This is a genomic window from Streptomyces sp. NBC_01446, assembly GCF_026340095.1.
Lineage (GTDB): Bacteria > Actinomycetota > Actinomycetes > Streptomycetales > Streptomycetaceae > Streptomyces > Streptomyces aureus.
Genome location: NZ_JAPEPO010000003.1, coordinates 839,089 through 853,974, shown reverse-complemented (window position 1 = coordinate 853,974; position 14,886 = coordinate 839,089). Strand labels below are relative to the sequence as shown.

12 protein-coding genes and 2 pseudogenes are annotated in these 14,886 nt (G+C 68.3%); 10 read left to right on the top strand and 4 right to left on the bottom strand.

Annotated elements, in window-relative coordinates; genetic code table 11:
• Positions 1–225: 225 nt before the first annotated feature.
• From OG456_RS48585 to OG456_RS48555, 7 genes and pseudogenes are all read left to right on the top strand, one after another.
• On the top strand, positions 226–882 hold the full coding sequence (locus OG456_RS48585) for a class I SAM-dependent methyltransferase (RefSeq protein WP_266571498.1): 657 nt from the start codon (positions 226–228) through the stop codon (positions 880–882).
• Between the two features lie 704 nt (positions 883–1,586).
• Positions 1,587–3,386: an ATP-binding SpoIIE family protein phosphatase gene (locus OG456_RS48580; protein ID WP_266571497.1), complete on the top strand. Its 1,800-nt coding sequence runs from the start codon at positions 1,587–1,589 to the stop codon at positions 3,384–3,386.
• A 158-nt stretch (positions 3,387–3,544) separates the two neighbouring features.
• Positions 3,545–4,153: a TMEM175 family protein gene (locus OG456_RS48575; RefSeq protein ID WP_323136483.1), complete on the top strand. Its 609-nt coding sequence runs from the start codon at positions 3,545–3,547 to the stop codon at positions 4,151–4,153.
• A 74-nt stretch (positions 4,154–4,227) separates the two neighbouring features.
• Positions 4,228–5,637 carry a S9 family peptidase gene (locus OG456_RS48570; protein ID WP_266571495.1) on the top strand — a complete coding sequence of 470 codons (1,410 nt, stop codon included), beginning with the start codon at positions 4,228–4,230 and terminating at the stop codon, positions 5,635–5,637.
• A 304-nt stretch (positions 5,638–5,941) separates the two neighbouring features.
• Positions 5,942–6,781 (top strand): enoyl-CoA hydratase/isomerase family protein, encoded by an 840-nt coding sequence (locus OG456_RS48565; RefSeq protein ID WP_266571494.1) that lies wholly within the window; start codon positions 5,942–5,944, stop codon positions 6,779–6,781.
• 589 nt (positions 6,782–7,370) lie between these two features.
• Positions 7,371–7,826: a VOC family protein gene (locus tag OG456_RS48560; protein ID WP_266571493.1), complete on the top strand. Its 456-nt coding sequence runs from the start codon at positions 7,371–7,373 to the stop codon at positions 7,824–7,826.
• Positions 7,827–7,937: 111 nt separating this feature from the next.
• Positions 7,938–8,224: pseudogene (locus tag OG456_RS48555) on the top strand (amidase family protein); the annotation flags it as partial.
• Positions 8,225–8,685: 461 nt separating this feature from the next.
• Here OG456_RS48555 and OG456_RS48550 read toward each other — a convergent pair.
• Positions 8,686–8,775 (bottom strand): annotated as a pseudogene (locus OG456_RS48550) (IS5/IS1182 family transposase); the annotation flags it as partial.
• Between the two features lie 433 nt (positions 8,776–9,208).
• On the opposite strand from OG456_RS48550, the gene OG456_RS48545 reads away from it, so the two are divergent.
• The gene (locus OG456_RS48545) at positions 9,209–9,931 is read left to right on the top strand and encodes a hypothetical protein (RefSeq protein WP_266571492.1); all 723 of its coding nucleotides are present in this window, start codon (positions 9,209–9,211) and stop codon (positions 9,929–9,931) included.
• Between the two features lie 70 nt (positions 9,932–10,001).
• Positions 10,002–11,096, top strand: coding sequence for a hypothetical protein (locus OG456_RS48540; RefSeq protein ID WP_266571491.1), 1,095 nt, complete (start codon positions 10,002–10,004; stop codon positions 11,094–11,096).
• Between the two features lie 220 nt (positions 11,097–11,316).
• Here the strand turns inward: OG456_RS48540 and OG456_RS48535 are convergent, their stop codons facing one another.
• The 3 genes from OG456_RS48535 to OG456_RS48525 all read right to left on the bottom strand — a co-directional run bounded on the left by OG456_RS48535 (position 11,317) and on the right by OG456_RS48525 (position 13,954).
• Complete coding sequence (locus tag OG456_RS48535; protein ID WP_266571799.1) at positions 11,317–13,014, bottom strand: protein kinase; 1,698 nt, start codon at positions 13,012–13,014, stop codon at positions 11,317–11,319.
• 236 nt (positions 13,015–13,250) lie between these two features.
• Positions 13,251–13,472 carry a helix-turn-helix transcriptional regulator gene (locus OG456_RS48530; protein ID WP_266571490.1) on the bottom strand — a complete coding sequence of 74 codons (222 nt, stop codon included), beginning with the start codon at positions 13,470–13,472 and terminating at the stop codon, positions 13,251–13,253.
• Positions 13,472–13,954 (bottom strand): DUF2975 domain-containing protein, encoded by a 483-nt coding sequence (locus tag OG456_RS48525; protein WP_266571489.1) that lies wholly within the window; start codon positions 13,952–13,954, stop codon positions 13,472–13,474. Before OG456_RS48525 ends, OG456_RS48530 begins: the two co-directional genes overlap by 1 nt.
• Positions 13,955–14,187: 233 nt before the next feature.
• Between OG456_RS48525 and OG456_RS48520 the strand changes: the two genes are divergently transcribed.
• Positions 14,188–14,628 (top strand): universal stress protein, encoded by a 441-nt coding sequence (locus OG456_RS48520; RefSeq protein ID WP_266571488.1) that lies wholly within the window; start codon positions 14,188–14,190, stop codon positions 14,626–14,628.
• Positions 14,629–14,886 lie beyond the last annotated feature (258 nt).

Below are 14,886 nucleotides of genomic sequence, written 5' to 3'. Positions count from 1 at the left end.
AGCGGCCGTACCTGAGGTAGCCCGGATAGTCCGTCGCTGAGACGCGCTTGTCGAGGCAGATCCGCACGGTCACGGTTCCGCCGCGTGCGTACACCAGCTCGGCGAAGGTGAATCCTTCGCCGGCACCGCATGCCGCGGTGAGGCTGGGCCGGCGCGCCGGCGGTGGGGAGGCGGCGCCGGAACTGGTCTGTCACGCCGCTTGCTGACTTGGGTAGCGTTCGGCCGGTGGAACTGGGACCGAACACAGATGACTGGCTGGCAGATACGCGGACGTCCTATGACACCGTGGCTGCGAGTTACGCAGAGCTGACACGGCACCTCTTGGACGAAACGCCTGAAGAACGCGCGGTCTTGGCCCTGTTTGCCGAGCTGGTGCTTGCACAGGGCGGCGGGCCGGTCGTGGACGTGGGGTGCGGGACGGGCAGGATCACGGGCCACCTGCGGAAGCTGGACCTGGACGCGTTCGGCATCGATCTGTCACCGGAAATGATCGATGTGGCACGTCGTGATCAGCCCGGTGTGCGTTTCGATATCGGCTCGATGACGGACCTCACCTTGGCTGATGCCTCGGTGACCGGCCTGGTCGCCTGGTACTCGCTGATCCACATTCCTGACGGCGCGATCAGCTCGGTTCTCACGCACTTCCGTCGAGTGCTTCGGCCCGGTGGGCCGCTCCTGCTCAGCTTCCATGTCGGCGACGCGTCGAAGTTGAAGACCGAAGGTTATGGCGGGCACCCGATGAAGGTCCATGTCCATCGCCGGCAGCATGACCAGATGATCGAATGGCTCAACGAAGCCGGCTTCGCCGTCGAGACGCACAAGACTCTCACCTCCGCCGAGAGCAAGCTGGGAGGGATCATCCTCGCGCGCCGTCAGCCCTGAGCCGCTCCGCCGCCGCCTCGACGACGACGTCTGCAGGGTCGAACGGCCCGTCGTCGTACGGCCGCTTGCCGGTTCCGTGGGTGGGGCCGTTCATGAGGACGAGGTGGCCGGCGTTGAGCCCTTGGGATCAGTCCGTGTGACGTCAACGCAGTTGTGTCTCGATCTCGCCGGCCGCCTCGTGGAGAACCAGCGACCCACATGAGATGGGCGAACAAGGCGAGAGGCCTGAACCGAGTCGGGGCATGCCGTCACCTGGCGATGGCCGAACGTCTGATCCGGTGCAGGGAAGCCGGCGCATTAACCCGCACAGCCCCGGGAGGTCGGTGTGCGGGCTCGGGTGATGCTCGCGGGACCGGGTCGGTGCACCGGACGTGAAGGACCCGCCGTGGTCGCCGCGATGGCGCAGTGGGCGCTGTCGGCCCGCCGTTCAGGGTGGCAGCAGCAGAGGGCGCTGTCCCCGATGTCTCGCCTTCTCCGGGGCCCGGATCGCATGAGAGGGCCGACTCACCGCAGCCATGGCTGAACCTCAACAACGAGGTCCGGAGCGATGCCTGTCGATCTTGGTCCCGCCGGTTCGCATCCGTCCATGCGTTCGATGCGGATCGGGAGGTCGCAGGGCGCCGGGACGTGAGTGAGCGGGCGAGGCAGGGCTGATCGACGGAACATGGGGGAGCGGGAAGGCAGAGTGCGCCGAGTAGACGGGAGTGCCGCAGGTGGGTGGCGGGCGCGAGCACGGCAATTCCGAGGAGTACGACGTCGAGATGCGCCAGGTCGCGACTCTCAACCGTTTGGCGGGCCCGACCATCGGCGGATCCGGCAAGGTGTCTGAGCGGATCCGCCACCGCGGAGCCGACCTGCTCGTGACGGGGCACGCCCTGGCCCGGGCCGCATCCCTCGGGGAGGCGCTCACCCTGATCTCCCAGCTGGCCGACGCCAGCCTGCCGCTGTGCGGTCAGGCGGTGTTCCGGTCGGACAGCGAGGTCCTGAAGTGCGTGGGCCACGTCGGCTTCCGCGACGGCGAGGACGACGCGCTCCGACTGCCTCTCGGCACGATTCACCCGGCCACGCAGGTGGCCCGGACCGGGCGCCCCGTCTTCCTGGCCTCCCCACAGGAGTATCGCGATCGCTTCCCGTCCGCCTGGCAGCTCGGCGGACAGAAGAGGTACGAGGCCTGGGCGTTCCTGCCCCTGACGACGTACAGCCAGCTCACCGGCGTGTGGATGGCGGCCTTCGACGCCCCGGTACAGATGGCCGACGGTTTGGGCCCCTTGCTGGTGACCATGGCCCGCTTGCTCAGCCAGAGCATCGAGCAGTCGTACGACGGCCAGGCGGACCGCGCGCTCTCCCAGGGGCTGCGCAGCAGCATGAGCCGGATCGCCCCTGGTCTCGACGGCCTCACCGTCGCCGCCCGGTACGTGCCCACCGGCGGGGGGCTCATGGTCGGCGGTGACTGGTTCGACAGCATTCTTCTGCCCAGCGGGCGCCTCGGTGTGGTGATCGGGGATGTCCAGGGCCACGATGTGCGGGCCGCCGGGCTCATGTCACAGCTGCGCACCGCCATCCACGCCTACGCCGCCGAGGGCCACGGCCCGGACGCCGTCCTGGTCCGCGCGTCCCGCTTCCTGACGTCACTGGACGAAGGCCGCTTCGCCACCTGCATCTATCTGGAGGCCGACCCCGCCACCGGCATCCTGCGCATCGCCCGGGCCGGTCACCCGCATCCCGTACTGCGCCTGCCGGACGGCACCTGTCTGCTCAAGCACGTGCGGGGCGGCCTGCCCCTCGGTCTCGACCTCGGGGAGGTCGACTACCCGGTCAGCGTCCTCTCCCTGCGCGAGAACGAGATCCTCATGCTCTGCACCGACGGTCTCATCGAGTCCGGCGGTCACGACATGTACTCCGGCTGGCTCCGTGTGCGCAATGCGCTGACTCCGGGCGGTCCTGAAGACCTCGACGGCCTGGCGGACCGGCTTCTGAACGCTGTCGTGTCCCCGTCCCCCTCACAGGCGGGCGACCAGCCCGGCGCCTCCTTCACGGAGGACGACATCGCGATGCTGCTCCTGCGCCGAGATCCGTCGGATGTGCATGCGAATCGGACCGGGCGGCACCTGCGCTTCACCCTCGAACAGGATCAGGCCCAGGGACTGGCCGACGCGCGGATCGAATTCCAGGGCCTGCTCCACGACTGGGCGCGGCCCGAGCAGGTCGACACGGTCCTCCTGCTCGTCTCCGAACTCCTCGGGAACGTACTGATCCACACCGATCATGCCGCTGTACTTCGGGCCGAAATCAGCGGCGCCGCCCAAGGCCGGCGACGACTGCGCGTGGAGGTCACCGACCGCAGCGACGAGGTCCCGCACCGGCGCGCCCCCGGCGAACTCTCCTCCTCCGGTCGCGGCCTCGTCCTCCTCGACCTGTTGGCTCACCGGTGGAACATCCGCCCCGAACCGGAGGGGAAGACGGTCTGGTTCGAAATCGATGAGGAGGGCCCGGAAGAGCCCTGACCCGCGGCCGGCCGAGCAGTTGCTTTACAAGGAAGCGGGGATCGTGGGGACCTTGGCGCGGCCGACAGAGGTTTTCAGGCGGTGCACGACGGGCGACGAGTGGACGACACGTGCCTGGTTGGCTCCGCCTGCGGAGGGCGGGTGCTACGACAGGCTCCATGAACGAAAGTGAAGGGCGGCCATTCGGCCAACCCGAGGCGGACCTTGTATCGAAGGGCAGGATGCTCGCTCTCACCGACGGCGTGGTGGCCATCGCCATGACGTTGCTCGTGCTGGACATCAAGCTGCCCGAAGGGCTTCACGGGGCGGAGCTGCGCCAGGCACTGGAGGAAGTTCAGTCCCAGGCGGGCGCCTTCCTGCTGAGTGCGGTGGTGATCGCCCTGTTCTGGCGGGCCCACCACGCGGCGCTGCGGAACGCGGGGCCGATCGACCCGTACCTGTTCTGGCTCAACGTGACATTCCTGCTGCTGTTGTCGTCGATTCCCTTTCCCACCAAGGTTCTTGAGGACTACGGCGACCAGTTCCTCGGTCCGGGTTTGTACGGGGCCGTCATCGGCACGGCCGCACTGGTGCTCTATGCGATGGAACTGCCCACCAGCCGCTCCGCGGGCGCGACCTGGCGCCGCGTCCCACTCCCCGCTCAGGCCGTCGTGTTTCTGCTCTCGGTGGGGATCGCACGAGTCTCGCCCGCCGTTGCGATCTACAGCTGGGCCGCCGCCGTGCCTCTCTCCATGGTGGCCGCCCGGATCGCGGCACGGGGTCGCTGACCGGATGTTCCAGTCGGGGGAACGAGCTGTGTCGTGCCGGGAGGCGCAGGCGACGGGCCATACGGTCAGCTGGCATGACGCACGCATCGCAGGACGCATCCCACCTGAGCCGGCGCACCGCGCTCGCCGGTCTCGTCGGTGGGACCGGAGTCGCGCTGGCTGCCGGTTGCACCTCCTCGAACAGAACCTCCGCACAAGGGGTCGCACCCAGGCCCACCGCGTCGGCCACCGGCTCGTCGACGGGTGCCACGCCCGGAGTGATGACGCTCTTCCGGGACCCGGCGTTCAACTTCAATGGCCTCTGGGCCCTCGGCGGGGCCGGGTTCGGCGGCAGCGAGGTGGGCGAGGTGCTCACCGCCGTGAACACGATCAACAAGGCCGGCCTCTCCGCGCAGACGTACGTCGAGACCTTCAAGAAGCTCGGCGACCAGCTGATGGGGGCGCCCGAGGGCAGCACGCCCGACCGGCAGACCAGGCGCCTGCGCGCTCTGCGGGCGGCGCAGTACTACGCCCAGGCTCTGTTCTTCGTCCTCGGCTCCGACACCCCCGAGAGCGAGGAGCAGCTGTACAGGGCCGGGCGCGGCGCCTGGGACAAGTTCTGTGAGCTGTGCGACCCAGCGCCGGTGACAGCGGACATCCCCTACGGGAAGACCCCGCTGCCGGTGTGGTTCTTCCGCCCTGACGACTCCGGCCAGCAGCGCCCGACCGTGATCCTCACGAACGGCAGCGATGGACAGAACGTCGACATGTGGGCCTACGGCGTTTCGGCCGCCCTGGAGCGTGACTGGAACGCCCTCGTGTACGACGGGCCGGGCCAGGGGCAATTGCTCTTTGTGGACCGGGTGGTCTTCACACCGCGTTGGGAGACGGTGGTCACGCCGCTCGTCGACTGGCTGGTCGCCCGTTCAGACGTGGACGCCGACCGGATCGCCCTGACCGGGCTGAGCATGGCGGGCAACCTGGCGCCCCGGGCCGCGGCCTTCGAGAAGCGCATCGCTGCCCTGGTGGCGATGCCCGGATGCCTGGAACCCTGGCTGGGCTTCCCTCCGGAGATTCGGAAGATCCTCACCCCGAACAAGGCGCAGACCAACAACATCTGGAACAAAGAGGTCGTCCCCGAGCTGCCTGCGGCCGCCGCCGCGACGATGGAGAAGCGCATCGAGCCTTTCTCCATCCCGGCGATGCTCGCGGCCCGCGAGGGCAAGGTCTTCACGGACTTCTACACCCCCGCCAAAAGCATCGAGTCGCTGACCATCACGAGCATGGTTGGCCGCATCACGATGCCCACCCTGGTCCTTGACTACGAGGACGAGCAGTTCTATCCCGGACAGCCGCGTGCGATGTTCGACAAGCTGGCGTCCCCCAAGGACTACGTGAAGCTCACGGTGGCCACCGGCGCGCAGCTGCACTGTTCCCCGATGGCCCCACAACAACACTGCGACGTCGTCTTCGACTGGCTGCAGGAGACGTTGCCGGGACGCTGATGGCCAGGTCCGGCCGCGCGTCGGGGCGTGCGCGCACGGGCACGCGCACGCCCACGATGTCCGTTCTGGTCGTTGCTGCGCGTGCGTCGTGCCTGGCGCGTCAGGCCGTCCTCCAAGGCCGTGCGAGTGGATGATCGGGGGGAGAGTGGCAGGGATGCCTGGGCGGGGTGGGGTTGAGGCCGCTCCCTGACCGTTGCAGCGACTGCAAGGAGGTTGCCGCATCGGTGGTGCTGCGACTTGGGATCACCAGCCCTGACAGCCGGGATTGCCACCGGGCCGTGATGAGCGCCGAGAGGAAGAGGACATGACCGCCTCGTACGAAACCATCAGCACCAGGTTGGACGGCAACGTCCTGTCCGCCACCTTCAACGCCCCGCCGATCAACCTCATCGGTCCAGAGCTCGTGCGCGATCTGGTCGAACTGATCGAGGAGCTCTCCCGACCGGCGACTGCACGCGTGGTGGTCTTCGACAGTGCGGATCCCGACTTCTTCTTCCCGCACGTGGACCTGACCAAAGTGCCCGAATACACCGCTGAAGCCGCGAAAGCCGGCGGTCCGGGCGACGCCTCCCTGGGGATGCTCTTCCGCAGGCTCAGCGAGATCCCGGCCGTCACCATTGCCAAGGTGCGCGGCCGGGCACGGGGAGCGGGCAGCGAGTTCCTCCTCGCCTGCGACATGCGCTTCGCCTCACGGGAGAACGCTGTCCTGTGCCAGCCCGAAGTCGGCATCGGCACCCCGCCCGGCGCGGGAGCGATCCAGCACCTGACCCGTCTGCTGGGCCGGGGCCGAGCGCTCGAAGCCGTACTCACGTCGGCCGACTTCGATGCCGAACTCGCCGAACGCTACGGATGGATCAACCGCGCGGTGCCCGACGCCGAGCTGGACGAGTTCGTAGCCGGCATGGCCGCGCGAATGGGAAACTTCCCGCGGGATGCGCTGATTGCCGCCAAATCGGCCGTCAACGCCATCAGCCTGGCAACTCCCGCCGATGTACGCGCAGATGCTGCCTTGTTCCAGCAGCTTGTTCGGGCTAACGCAACACAGCAACGCACGGCAGAGCTTTTCAAGCAGGGCTTCCAGACCCGTGGCCGTACCGAAATCGACCTCGCGGACGCGCTGGGCGACTTGAAGGCCGTCGACTGACGCAGATGACGGAACCAGGCATCCGACCCGTGGCCCGCATGTACCCCGATCCGGGGCTACGGCGGTGACCAGCCAGTGAAGCGCCGCGTAATCGCGGCATGCTCACGCGTCGAACCCGGCCTGTTCACCCAGGCCCGACTGTGGCGCCCCCGCGGACGTGCCGCCCTCACTCCAAGGCCCGCCCGTTGATTCCCCCGTCGCGGGTGGGTTGGCGAGGTGACCTACCTACGGGCCTGCTTGATCTTGATGTGCCCGGACCATGGATGCCCGACGACTGTCCCCACCGGATCTGACGGGTCCACCGGCCCGTTCGCCTTGTTCGCGATGTGCGCAGTGTTCGTGCTCGCGGGATCGATCCGCACCGCCCACCATGCCACCGGTTGGGGCCGAGATCGGGTGGGTTACGGGTCTGGACCAGTGGGCGGTGGCCCCGTTGAGGTGTGCAATGGTGGCGGGAACCGCTGTCCTGGCCGTCGGCGGTATACCCCAAAGGTGTGCGGCGCACTGTTGGTGCGGCCGTGAGAGTGCGTCTTTCCAGTCGGTGGGTCGGCCCTGCGTGAGTGTCAGTCGCGTGTGCCAGGCTCCGGGTATGGAGATGACGCTGCAACTGACGATCGACTGCACCGACGTACAGAGGCTGGTGGTGTTCTGGAGCGAGGCTCTGGGATACGTACCCGAACCTGCACCTGGCGGCCATGCCACCTGGCGAGAGTATTGGGCAGCTACGGGGGTGCCCGAGGAGGAGTTGCCTGTCGGTGCGGGCGATACCCCGGAGTCGATCGTCGATCCCGCAGGACGAGGGCCGCGGTTGTGGTTCCAGCAGGTCCCGGAACTCAAGTCCGGCAAGAACCGGCTACACCTCGATCTGAAGGTCGGCGGCGGGCGCGACGTCCCGTTGGCGATCCGCACGCAGCGAGTCACCACCACAGTGGAGAGGCTGATCGACGCCGGTGCCAGCGTGCTTCGGACCGCGGACGAGCCGGACATGGGGCACTACGCCGTCGTGCTGCAGGACCCGGAAGGCAACGAGTTCTGCGTTGTCTAGGAGCGGAGGGGGAGGTACGCGGGTCAACTCCACCATGAGGGCTGACGTGTTCAACCCGTTGCCCGTAGCGGCATTTTATGACCGCTGAGAGTGGTCGATACGGTCGATTTCATGGAATGGAACTTTCGGACGGCCGAGAATCTCTTGGCTGCTTTGCGTGCTGGTGAAGTGACTTCGGAGGAACTGACCGACGAGGCGATCGCTCGTATCGAGCGGGATGACAAGGGGCTCAGCGCGGTCTGTGTGCCGGATTTCGACCGTGCGCGGGCGGCCGCACGCGGTGCCGACCAGGCGCGCGCTCGCGGTGAGGACCGACGTTGCTCGGTCTTCCGGTGACAGTCAACGAGTCCTTCAACATCGCCGGGCTGCCCACGACTTGGGGCATGCCGCCATACCGATGTTCGAGGACCGCACCCCGCTGCATCTGGCCGAAACTGCTCGAGCAGGAGATCGGCGGCTTCCAGGCACTGAAGTAGCCGTAGTAGAGAGCAATCACTGAGAGATCGCCTGTGCGGCGGCGCTCCCGTGCGGCGGGACGGCGTACTTCCCGTGGGTCCATGGGCGTCAACATCGCCCTCCGGCCGGCAAGCAGACCACCGGCTGGGTGATCGTCGACGTGCCAAGGGACGCGAAGATCGCCGCCGTGACGTATCAGATGGACGCGACCGGGGTCGACAAGGAGCGCACGGGCACCTGGAACCTCAACTAGGACTTGTCCGGCCCGTCACGCCCGTAGGCAGATGGTGATGGCGGCTGCCGTTGCGGTGCCGAGGAAGAACGTGGCCGCGCTTTTCGATGCGGGTGACGGCTGCGCGTGGTGTGTCAAGCAGTTGACCGCCCGCTCGACGGTGTTGCATTACCTGTACCGCTCCTCGTCGAAGCCGGGTGGCCGTCCGCCGTGTGAGCCTTTGTGCAGTCGGGCGGCCTGGCTGTCGGCCTTCTCCGGGATGGGTGCCGAATGCCGCGGCGTCGCAGGTACTCGCGGAGAAGGGGCGTTGCTGTAGTCATTTCCGAGCTCGTCGGCGAGCGAGGCCGGCGCGGTCGGTGGGGCCTGTGGGTTGTGCTGAGCGGAGGTCGCAGCGTCGAGGGCGGCCCGCAGCTTCTCGAATTCGGTGGGAGGAGAGCTGGGGAGCCTCCGTCGAAGAACTCAACAGGTGGTCGAGGCGGCGACGCAGTTCTTGAGTAAGGGGGCGGTATCGAGTGCGCCTCACGGACCGTTTCGAGGATGACGGTACGTCCAGGAGCAGGCTGCGCCCACGTATCAGCGCCCGCACTGTTGCGGCTTATGATCGCCCCACCGAACAGGGTGCGGATATGGGCTCTCCAGTGCGCGGCGATAAACCGTTCGCCGGTCCGGGCCGGACGCGTCATGATCAGCACTCGTGACTACGCCGAAGCAGTTCCTGGTTCGGGCCGCCGCCCGCAACAACGCCGAGTGGTGCGCGGCGATGGGCCGATCGCATGGCTCGGCCGGCGAGTTCGGACCCCAGGCATGGTCCGCTCCGGCTCGCACGCCGCTCTACTACCCCGACGCGGTGACGCTGGTGCCGAGTGCTGACCGGGCCGCGCTGGTGGCCCGGATCGACACCGTGACAGCGGGCGCCTCCGTCAAGGACAGTTTCGCCGACCTCGACTTGACGGAGGCCGGCTTTGAGGTGCTGTTCGAGGCGCAGTGGATACACCGCCCGGCGAGTGCGCCCGCCCTCGCCCCGGATCTTGACTGGTACGTGGTGGGCTCGCCGGACAGGCTGCGCGCGTGGGCCCTCGCCTGGGACGACGGAGAGGGCAACGCGGATCTCTTCCGGCCTGAACTGCTCGACGACCCAGCTGTGTTCGTGCTCGCCGGGCAGTCCGCCAGCGGCCGAGTGGTCGCCGGGGCGGTGGCCAGCCGCAGCGGCCACGTGGTCGGAATCTCCAATGTCTTCGCGCTGGACGGCGGCCCTGACAGGGCCTGGCGGGTCGTGCTGGGCGCGGTGCATCGGCTCTTCCCCACCCTCCCAGTCGTCGGCTACGAGCAGGGCGACGACCTGGTGGCCGCCATCAGCCATGGTTTCGAGCCCGTGGGCCCGCTGCGGATCTGGCTGCACGCCTCCCAGACAGCTTGACTCTGACGCCGCTGGAGGCTTGACGATCGCTCCGTAAGCGACACGTGGATTCTTTTCGGAGGCGCAAGGCATGCGAGGCAAGGGCATCCACTACGACACCGGCACCTTTCCCAACGGCGATACCTCCCGCCCGCTCTTCGACGCCGATGCCGTCGCGCGGGACATGCAGGTCATGGCCGAGGACCTGCACTGCACCGCGATCCGCATCACGGGTGGCGACCCGGACCGGATCGAGACCACCGCGCGGCATGCGGCGGCTGTCGGGCTGGAGGTCTGGTTCTCGCCGTTTCCCTGCGAGATGACCGACGAACAGATGCTGCCGTACTTCGCCGACTGTGCAGAGCGAGCCGAACGACTGCGTCACGACGGCGCCGAGGTCGTCCTCGTGACCGGCTGCGAACTGAGCCTGTTCGCCCGCGGATACCTGCCCGGCGACACCTTCAACGAACGCATCCCGGTCCTGGTCGGCCCCGACCGCGAAGCCGCACTCCGGGCCATCCCCCAGAAGGTCAACGCCTTCCTCGGTGACGTGGTCCGCACCGTCCGCCCCCTCTTCGCAGGCCCGGTCAGCTACGCCTCGTGCCCTTTGGACGGCGTGGACTGGAGCCCCTTCGGCATCATCGGTCTGGATGCCTTCCGGGGCCTTCGCAACGCCGCCACCTACCGCGACGACCTGCGCAAGGAATTCGCCCACGGCAAGCCGGTCGCCATCATGGAGGTCGGCTGCTGCACCTTGCGTGGGGCGGGCGACTACGGCGGCTCGGGCTGGTACATGGCCATGGAGCCGGACGGCGTCACCCTCAAGCGGGACCTGGTGCGCGACGAGAACGAGCAGGTCCACTACATCGACGACCTCATGCCCATCTTCGAGGAGGAAGGCGTCGACTCCGTCTTCTGGTTCAGCTTCGCCGGCTACGGCACCCCCACCGACTGTCCGGACCGGACCCCGACCTCGCTTCCTACGGCATCGTCAAGATCGTCGACGAGCACAGCGACTACCCAGCGGACGCGCGTACCTACCCGGACATGCCCTGGGAACCCAAGGAGGCCTTCCACGCCCTGGCCAACCGCTACCAGGCCCTCAAGCAGCAAGGAGCCTCTGACCAGCAGTAACAGCTGCTGCTGGGATGCATTCGCAGTGCACCGGCCCTCAGACCGGTGGTGAAGTGAATCCTGCGATAGCGACGTGGAGCGTCGCGGTGACGTGCCTGCGGAGCAGGCGGAGATCGAGGGCATGGAGTTGGCCGACGCCCAAGCCGGCCGGGGCGGGTGGCAAGGACGCCGGCCCGCCGAAGACCTTCGCAGCCGGCGCGTGATCTTGCTCCGTCTCCTGATCGGTTTCGCCCGCGCTGGGAGCAGCAGACCGCGGTCTCAAGACTGTGTCTCTAGTAGGGCACCGTGGTGCACCAGGTCTCGGCCCAGGCAGAGGCTCCGTACTTGTTGGCCGCGCGTACCGAAAGGCAGATCTCGTCACCGGAGTACGGCCCAGTGATCGTGTAGTTGGTGTTGCCGGTCGAATGGATGGTGTCGACGTTCTTCTCGGTGTACTGGCTTCCCTGGTTTGTGTAGTGGATGTCGTAGCGGGTCGCTCGGGAGATCGCCGGCCAGCTCACAAGGACCGGCATGGAGCATGCGCCGACGCAGGAATTCGTGTATTTGACGCTGTAGCTCTTCAAAGCGGGCGGCGGGGAGCCGGTGGACGAGCCGCCGGCGTCGGACGAACCTCCGCCGCCCGAGGCCGAAGATCCGGACCCGCTACTGGTGGCGCCGCTGTCGGAGCCGCCGTTTGTGTCGGAGCCGCCGGCGCCGCTGGATGACGTCGAACTCCCGGTGCTCTCCTTGGGTTTCGCCGCGCTCTTCTCGCCCTCGTTGCCCTGCTTCTCCTTGCTGTCTTTCTCATCCTTGCCGTCCCCCTTCCTGGAAGGTGAACTGCCCGCTTTGCTCGGCGACTTGCTCGCATCAGGATTGGCGCTTGCGCTGTTCTGAGGCGAGTTGGCATGTGTTCCGTCCCCGCCACCCCAAAAGGGCTGGAGCAGGGTGACCGCGCCGCCGCCGACGGTGATGACGGCGATGAGGGGCAGGACGATCAGCGTGCGTCGCCGACGGGCAGGCCGCCGTTCGGGTTTCGGCGTCGTGGAACCACCCGCCGCGGGGACGGCTTCCGGCGGTCCGGGCTGCGGCCGCGGCCCGACGGTCGATCGGTCCACGGGCTCCGCCCGGTGAGGCGCCGCCTCGGCGTCGAGCAGCCGCGCGGACTGCTGTGCGAGGTGCGCGACGACGTCGGCCGGCAGCAGGGTGTTCTTGGATGCGACCGCCTTGACCAGTTCCGGGTCCGCCAACAGCGTGTCCACGTCCGGCCGTTGCCCGGCGTCCTTTCTCAGGCACTGCGAGATGAGCGCCCGCAGCGCGGGGTCGTCGACCCCGTCCAGGTCGGGCTCGTCCTGCACGATCTGGAACATGACCGCGTGCTGATTGCTCGCCTCGTGCCCGAAAGGCAGCCGCCCCGTGGCCGCGTACATGAGCACGCTCCCCAGGGTGAACACATCGCTCTTCGGCCCCACGCTCTGCGCCTGGATCTGCTCCGGCGACATGAATCCGGGCGAGCCCACGGCCATCCCTGTACTGGTCAGCGGCGCCTCTGCGGATGTCTCCAGGGCCCGCGCGATGCCGGAGTCGATGACCTTTGTCCCGTCCACGGTCAGCATCACGTTGGACGGCTTCAGATCGCGGTGCACGATCCCCACGTCATGGATGTCCTTCAGGGCGCGCAGTAGCCCGTCCGCGACGGCGCGCACGGACGCGGTGGGCAACGGTCCGTGCCGGCGCACGACCTGGTCGAGGGAGAGCCCGGGAACATACCCGGTGGCGACCCACGGCGGATCGTCGTCGGGACCGGAGTCCAGGACGGGAGCGGTGTGGCGCTCCCCGACGCGCCCCGCCGCGTCGATCTCCCGCCGGAACCGTGCGCGAAACCGCTCGTCGGACACGTGCTCTTCGTGCACCACTTTCACGGCGACGGTGCGCCCGCTCTCGGAACGGGCAAGGTGTTGAGCGACTGCGGCGAACCCCTGGCCGCCCGGCAGCCAACGACGAGCCCCCGCCCTTCCGCGCTGGAAGGACGGGGGGCGGGGGGCGTTCGCCGGTCGCGATCTCCGACCAGGACGGTGCGACGCAGGTCAACCGGTGTCCACCCGACGGGGCCGGGGCGGTGCTGCGGGTGATGGGCGATCTGCATCCGCGCGGTCCACGCGCCATGTGGTCCACGTGCCGTGTCACGGGCCGGTGGCGCCAGGCGTTTGCGTGCCTGCCCCGGATTGCGTCATCCGCCCGCGGCGTCGTCGGTCTCCCAGCGCAGCAGGTCGCCCGGCTGGCACTTGAGTACCTCGCACAGTGCCGCGAGTGTCGGGAAGCGCACCGCCTTGGCGCGGCCGTTCTTGAGTACCGCCAGGTTGGCGGGCGTGATCCCTACGCGGTCCGCGAGCTCGCCCACGGACATCTTCCGCCTGGCCAGCATCACGTCGATGTCGACGGCGATCGGCATCAGATGACCTCGTCCAGCTCGGCCTGCATCTGCGTGGCTTCGACGTCGCGCGCGACGGCCTGGGCGAGGAGCATTCGCAGCACGAGGACGATGAGCGCGACTCCCAGGATGGCCAGGCCGATCCCGCCCATGATGACGGTGACGCCCGGGTCGTCCCGCTGGCCCGGCGCGTTGACGGCCGTGACCGCGAACCACATGAGGGCAACCGCCACGATCGCGCCGATCACACCGTTCACGTACCGGAAGGCGGCGTGGGAGAACACGGTCCCGCGTCGCACCATCGCCACCAGCCGCCACACACAGACCAGGGCCACCTGGACCGACCCCATGCCCAGGATCGTGATCACCCGCAGCGCGGTCAGCGGCATCGACCCGTCCTCCGGGTCGCTCCCGGTGACCAACACCCACACCATCCCCGCCTGTACGAACACGGTGCCGGCCAGCACCACCGCGAGCACCGCGCGCACTGTCAGCTTCCCCATGACCCACCCTTCGATCGAGTTACGATGGGAATCTATCGATTTTCGATAGCTGAAGCAAGGGGTGGGACGGAGGGTGGGCGGCGGCTTCCCACCGTGGCGGACGACGGTCGGTGGTCGTCTCCGCCTCCGGGCCCTGTGCCCGACGACCGCGGTCAGAGGTCCGACTGCCTCGCGTGGCGGTGTGTACGGGCTTCGGACACTGTGGAGGTAGGGGCATCGGAAGGGTGAACGCGATGGACAGGGTGCCGAGGATCGTGGTGGGCGTCGACGGTTCGCCCTCTTCGCAGGCCGCGCTGCGCTGGGCCGTCCGGTACGCGGGCCTCGTGGGCGGGAAGGTGGAGGCGGTCTCGGCGTGGGAGGTGCCCGGTATGGCGTCGTGGTCGGCCCCGGCGGTGGACACCGACTTCGACGAGGCCCAGGCCGAGCGGGGTCTGGTCGAGGAGGTCCGTGCCGTCCTCGGTGAGGAGGGCAGCTCGCTGGTACACGAACGGCTGGTGCGTGGTAACGCGGCGGAAGTGCTGGTGGATTCGGCCGAGGGAGCCGAGATGCTGGTCGTGGGCAGCCGCGGCCACGGAGGCTTCCACAGGGCCCTGCTCGGTTCGGTGAGTCAGCAGGTGGCCCACCACGCTCCGTGCCCGGTGACGATCATCCGGACGGACGCGCCTGCCGAGTGACCTCCCGCCCAGGCATGCGAAGCCGGGTGAGCGCCGGGGTCGGCGTGCTTGCGAGCCCGCAGGCACGACGCCGGTTGCTTGGTACCCGATCCGGAGTCGGCACGCCGGCAATAGCGGGCCATGCCGCGGTGACGTCGGCCGGGTCGACGGAAAGGAACGCCCGCCTTGGGAGAGCGCCGAATGCGGGCGCTGTCCCGGAGGCGATCTCGACGGGGATGGCGGTGCGCGCTGGTCGGGATGGGGCCGTGGAGGCCGCAG

What these genes read in the sequence shown, in the direction of transcription:
- OG456_RS48570 (WP_266571495.1), top strand. Translation starts at nt 4,228, where the DNA reads ATGACGCACGCATCGCAGGACGCATCCCACCTGAGCCGGCGCACCGCG.
- OG456_RS48540 (WP_266571491.1), top strand. Translation starts at nt 10,002, where the DNA reads ATGCGAGGCAAGGGCATCCACTACGACACCGGCACCTTTCCCAACGGC.
- OG456_RS48525 (WP_266571489.1), bottom strand. Translation starts at nt 13,954, where the DNA reads ATGGGGAAGCTGACAGTGCGCGCGGTGCTCGCGGTGGTGCTGGCCGGC.
- OG456_RS48520 (WP_266571488.1), top strand. Translation starts at nt 14,188, where the DNA reads ATGGACAGGGTGCCGAGGATCGTGGTGGGCGTCGACGGTTCGCCCTCT.
- OG456_RS48565 (WP_266571494.1), top strand. Translation starts at nt 5,942, where the DNA reads ATGACCGCCTCGTACGAAACCATCAGCACCAGGTTGGACGGCAACGTC.
- OG456_RS48530 (WP_266571490.1), bottom strand. Translation starts at nt 13,472, where the DNA reads ATGCCGATCGCCGTCGACATCGACGTGATGCTGGCCAGGCGGAAGATG.
- OG456_RS48560 (WP_266571493.1), top strand. Translation starts at nt 7,371, where the DNA reads ATGGAGATGACGCTGCAACTGACGATCGACTGCACCGACGTACAGAGG.
- OG456_RS48575 (WP_323136483.1), top strand. Translation starts at nt 3,545, where the DNA reads ATGAACGAAAGTGAAGGGCGGCCATTCGGCCAACCCGAGGCGGACCTT.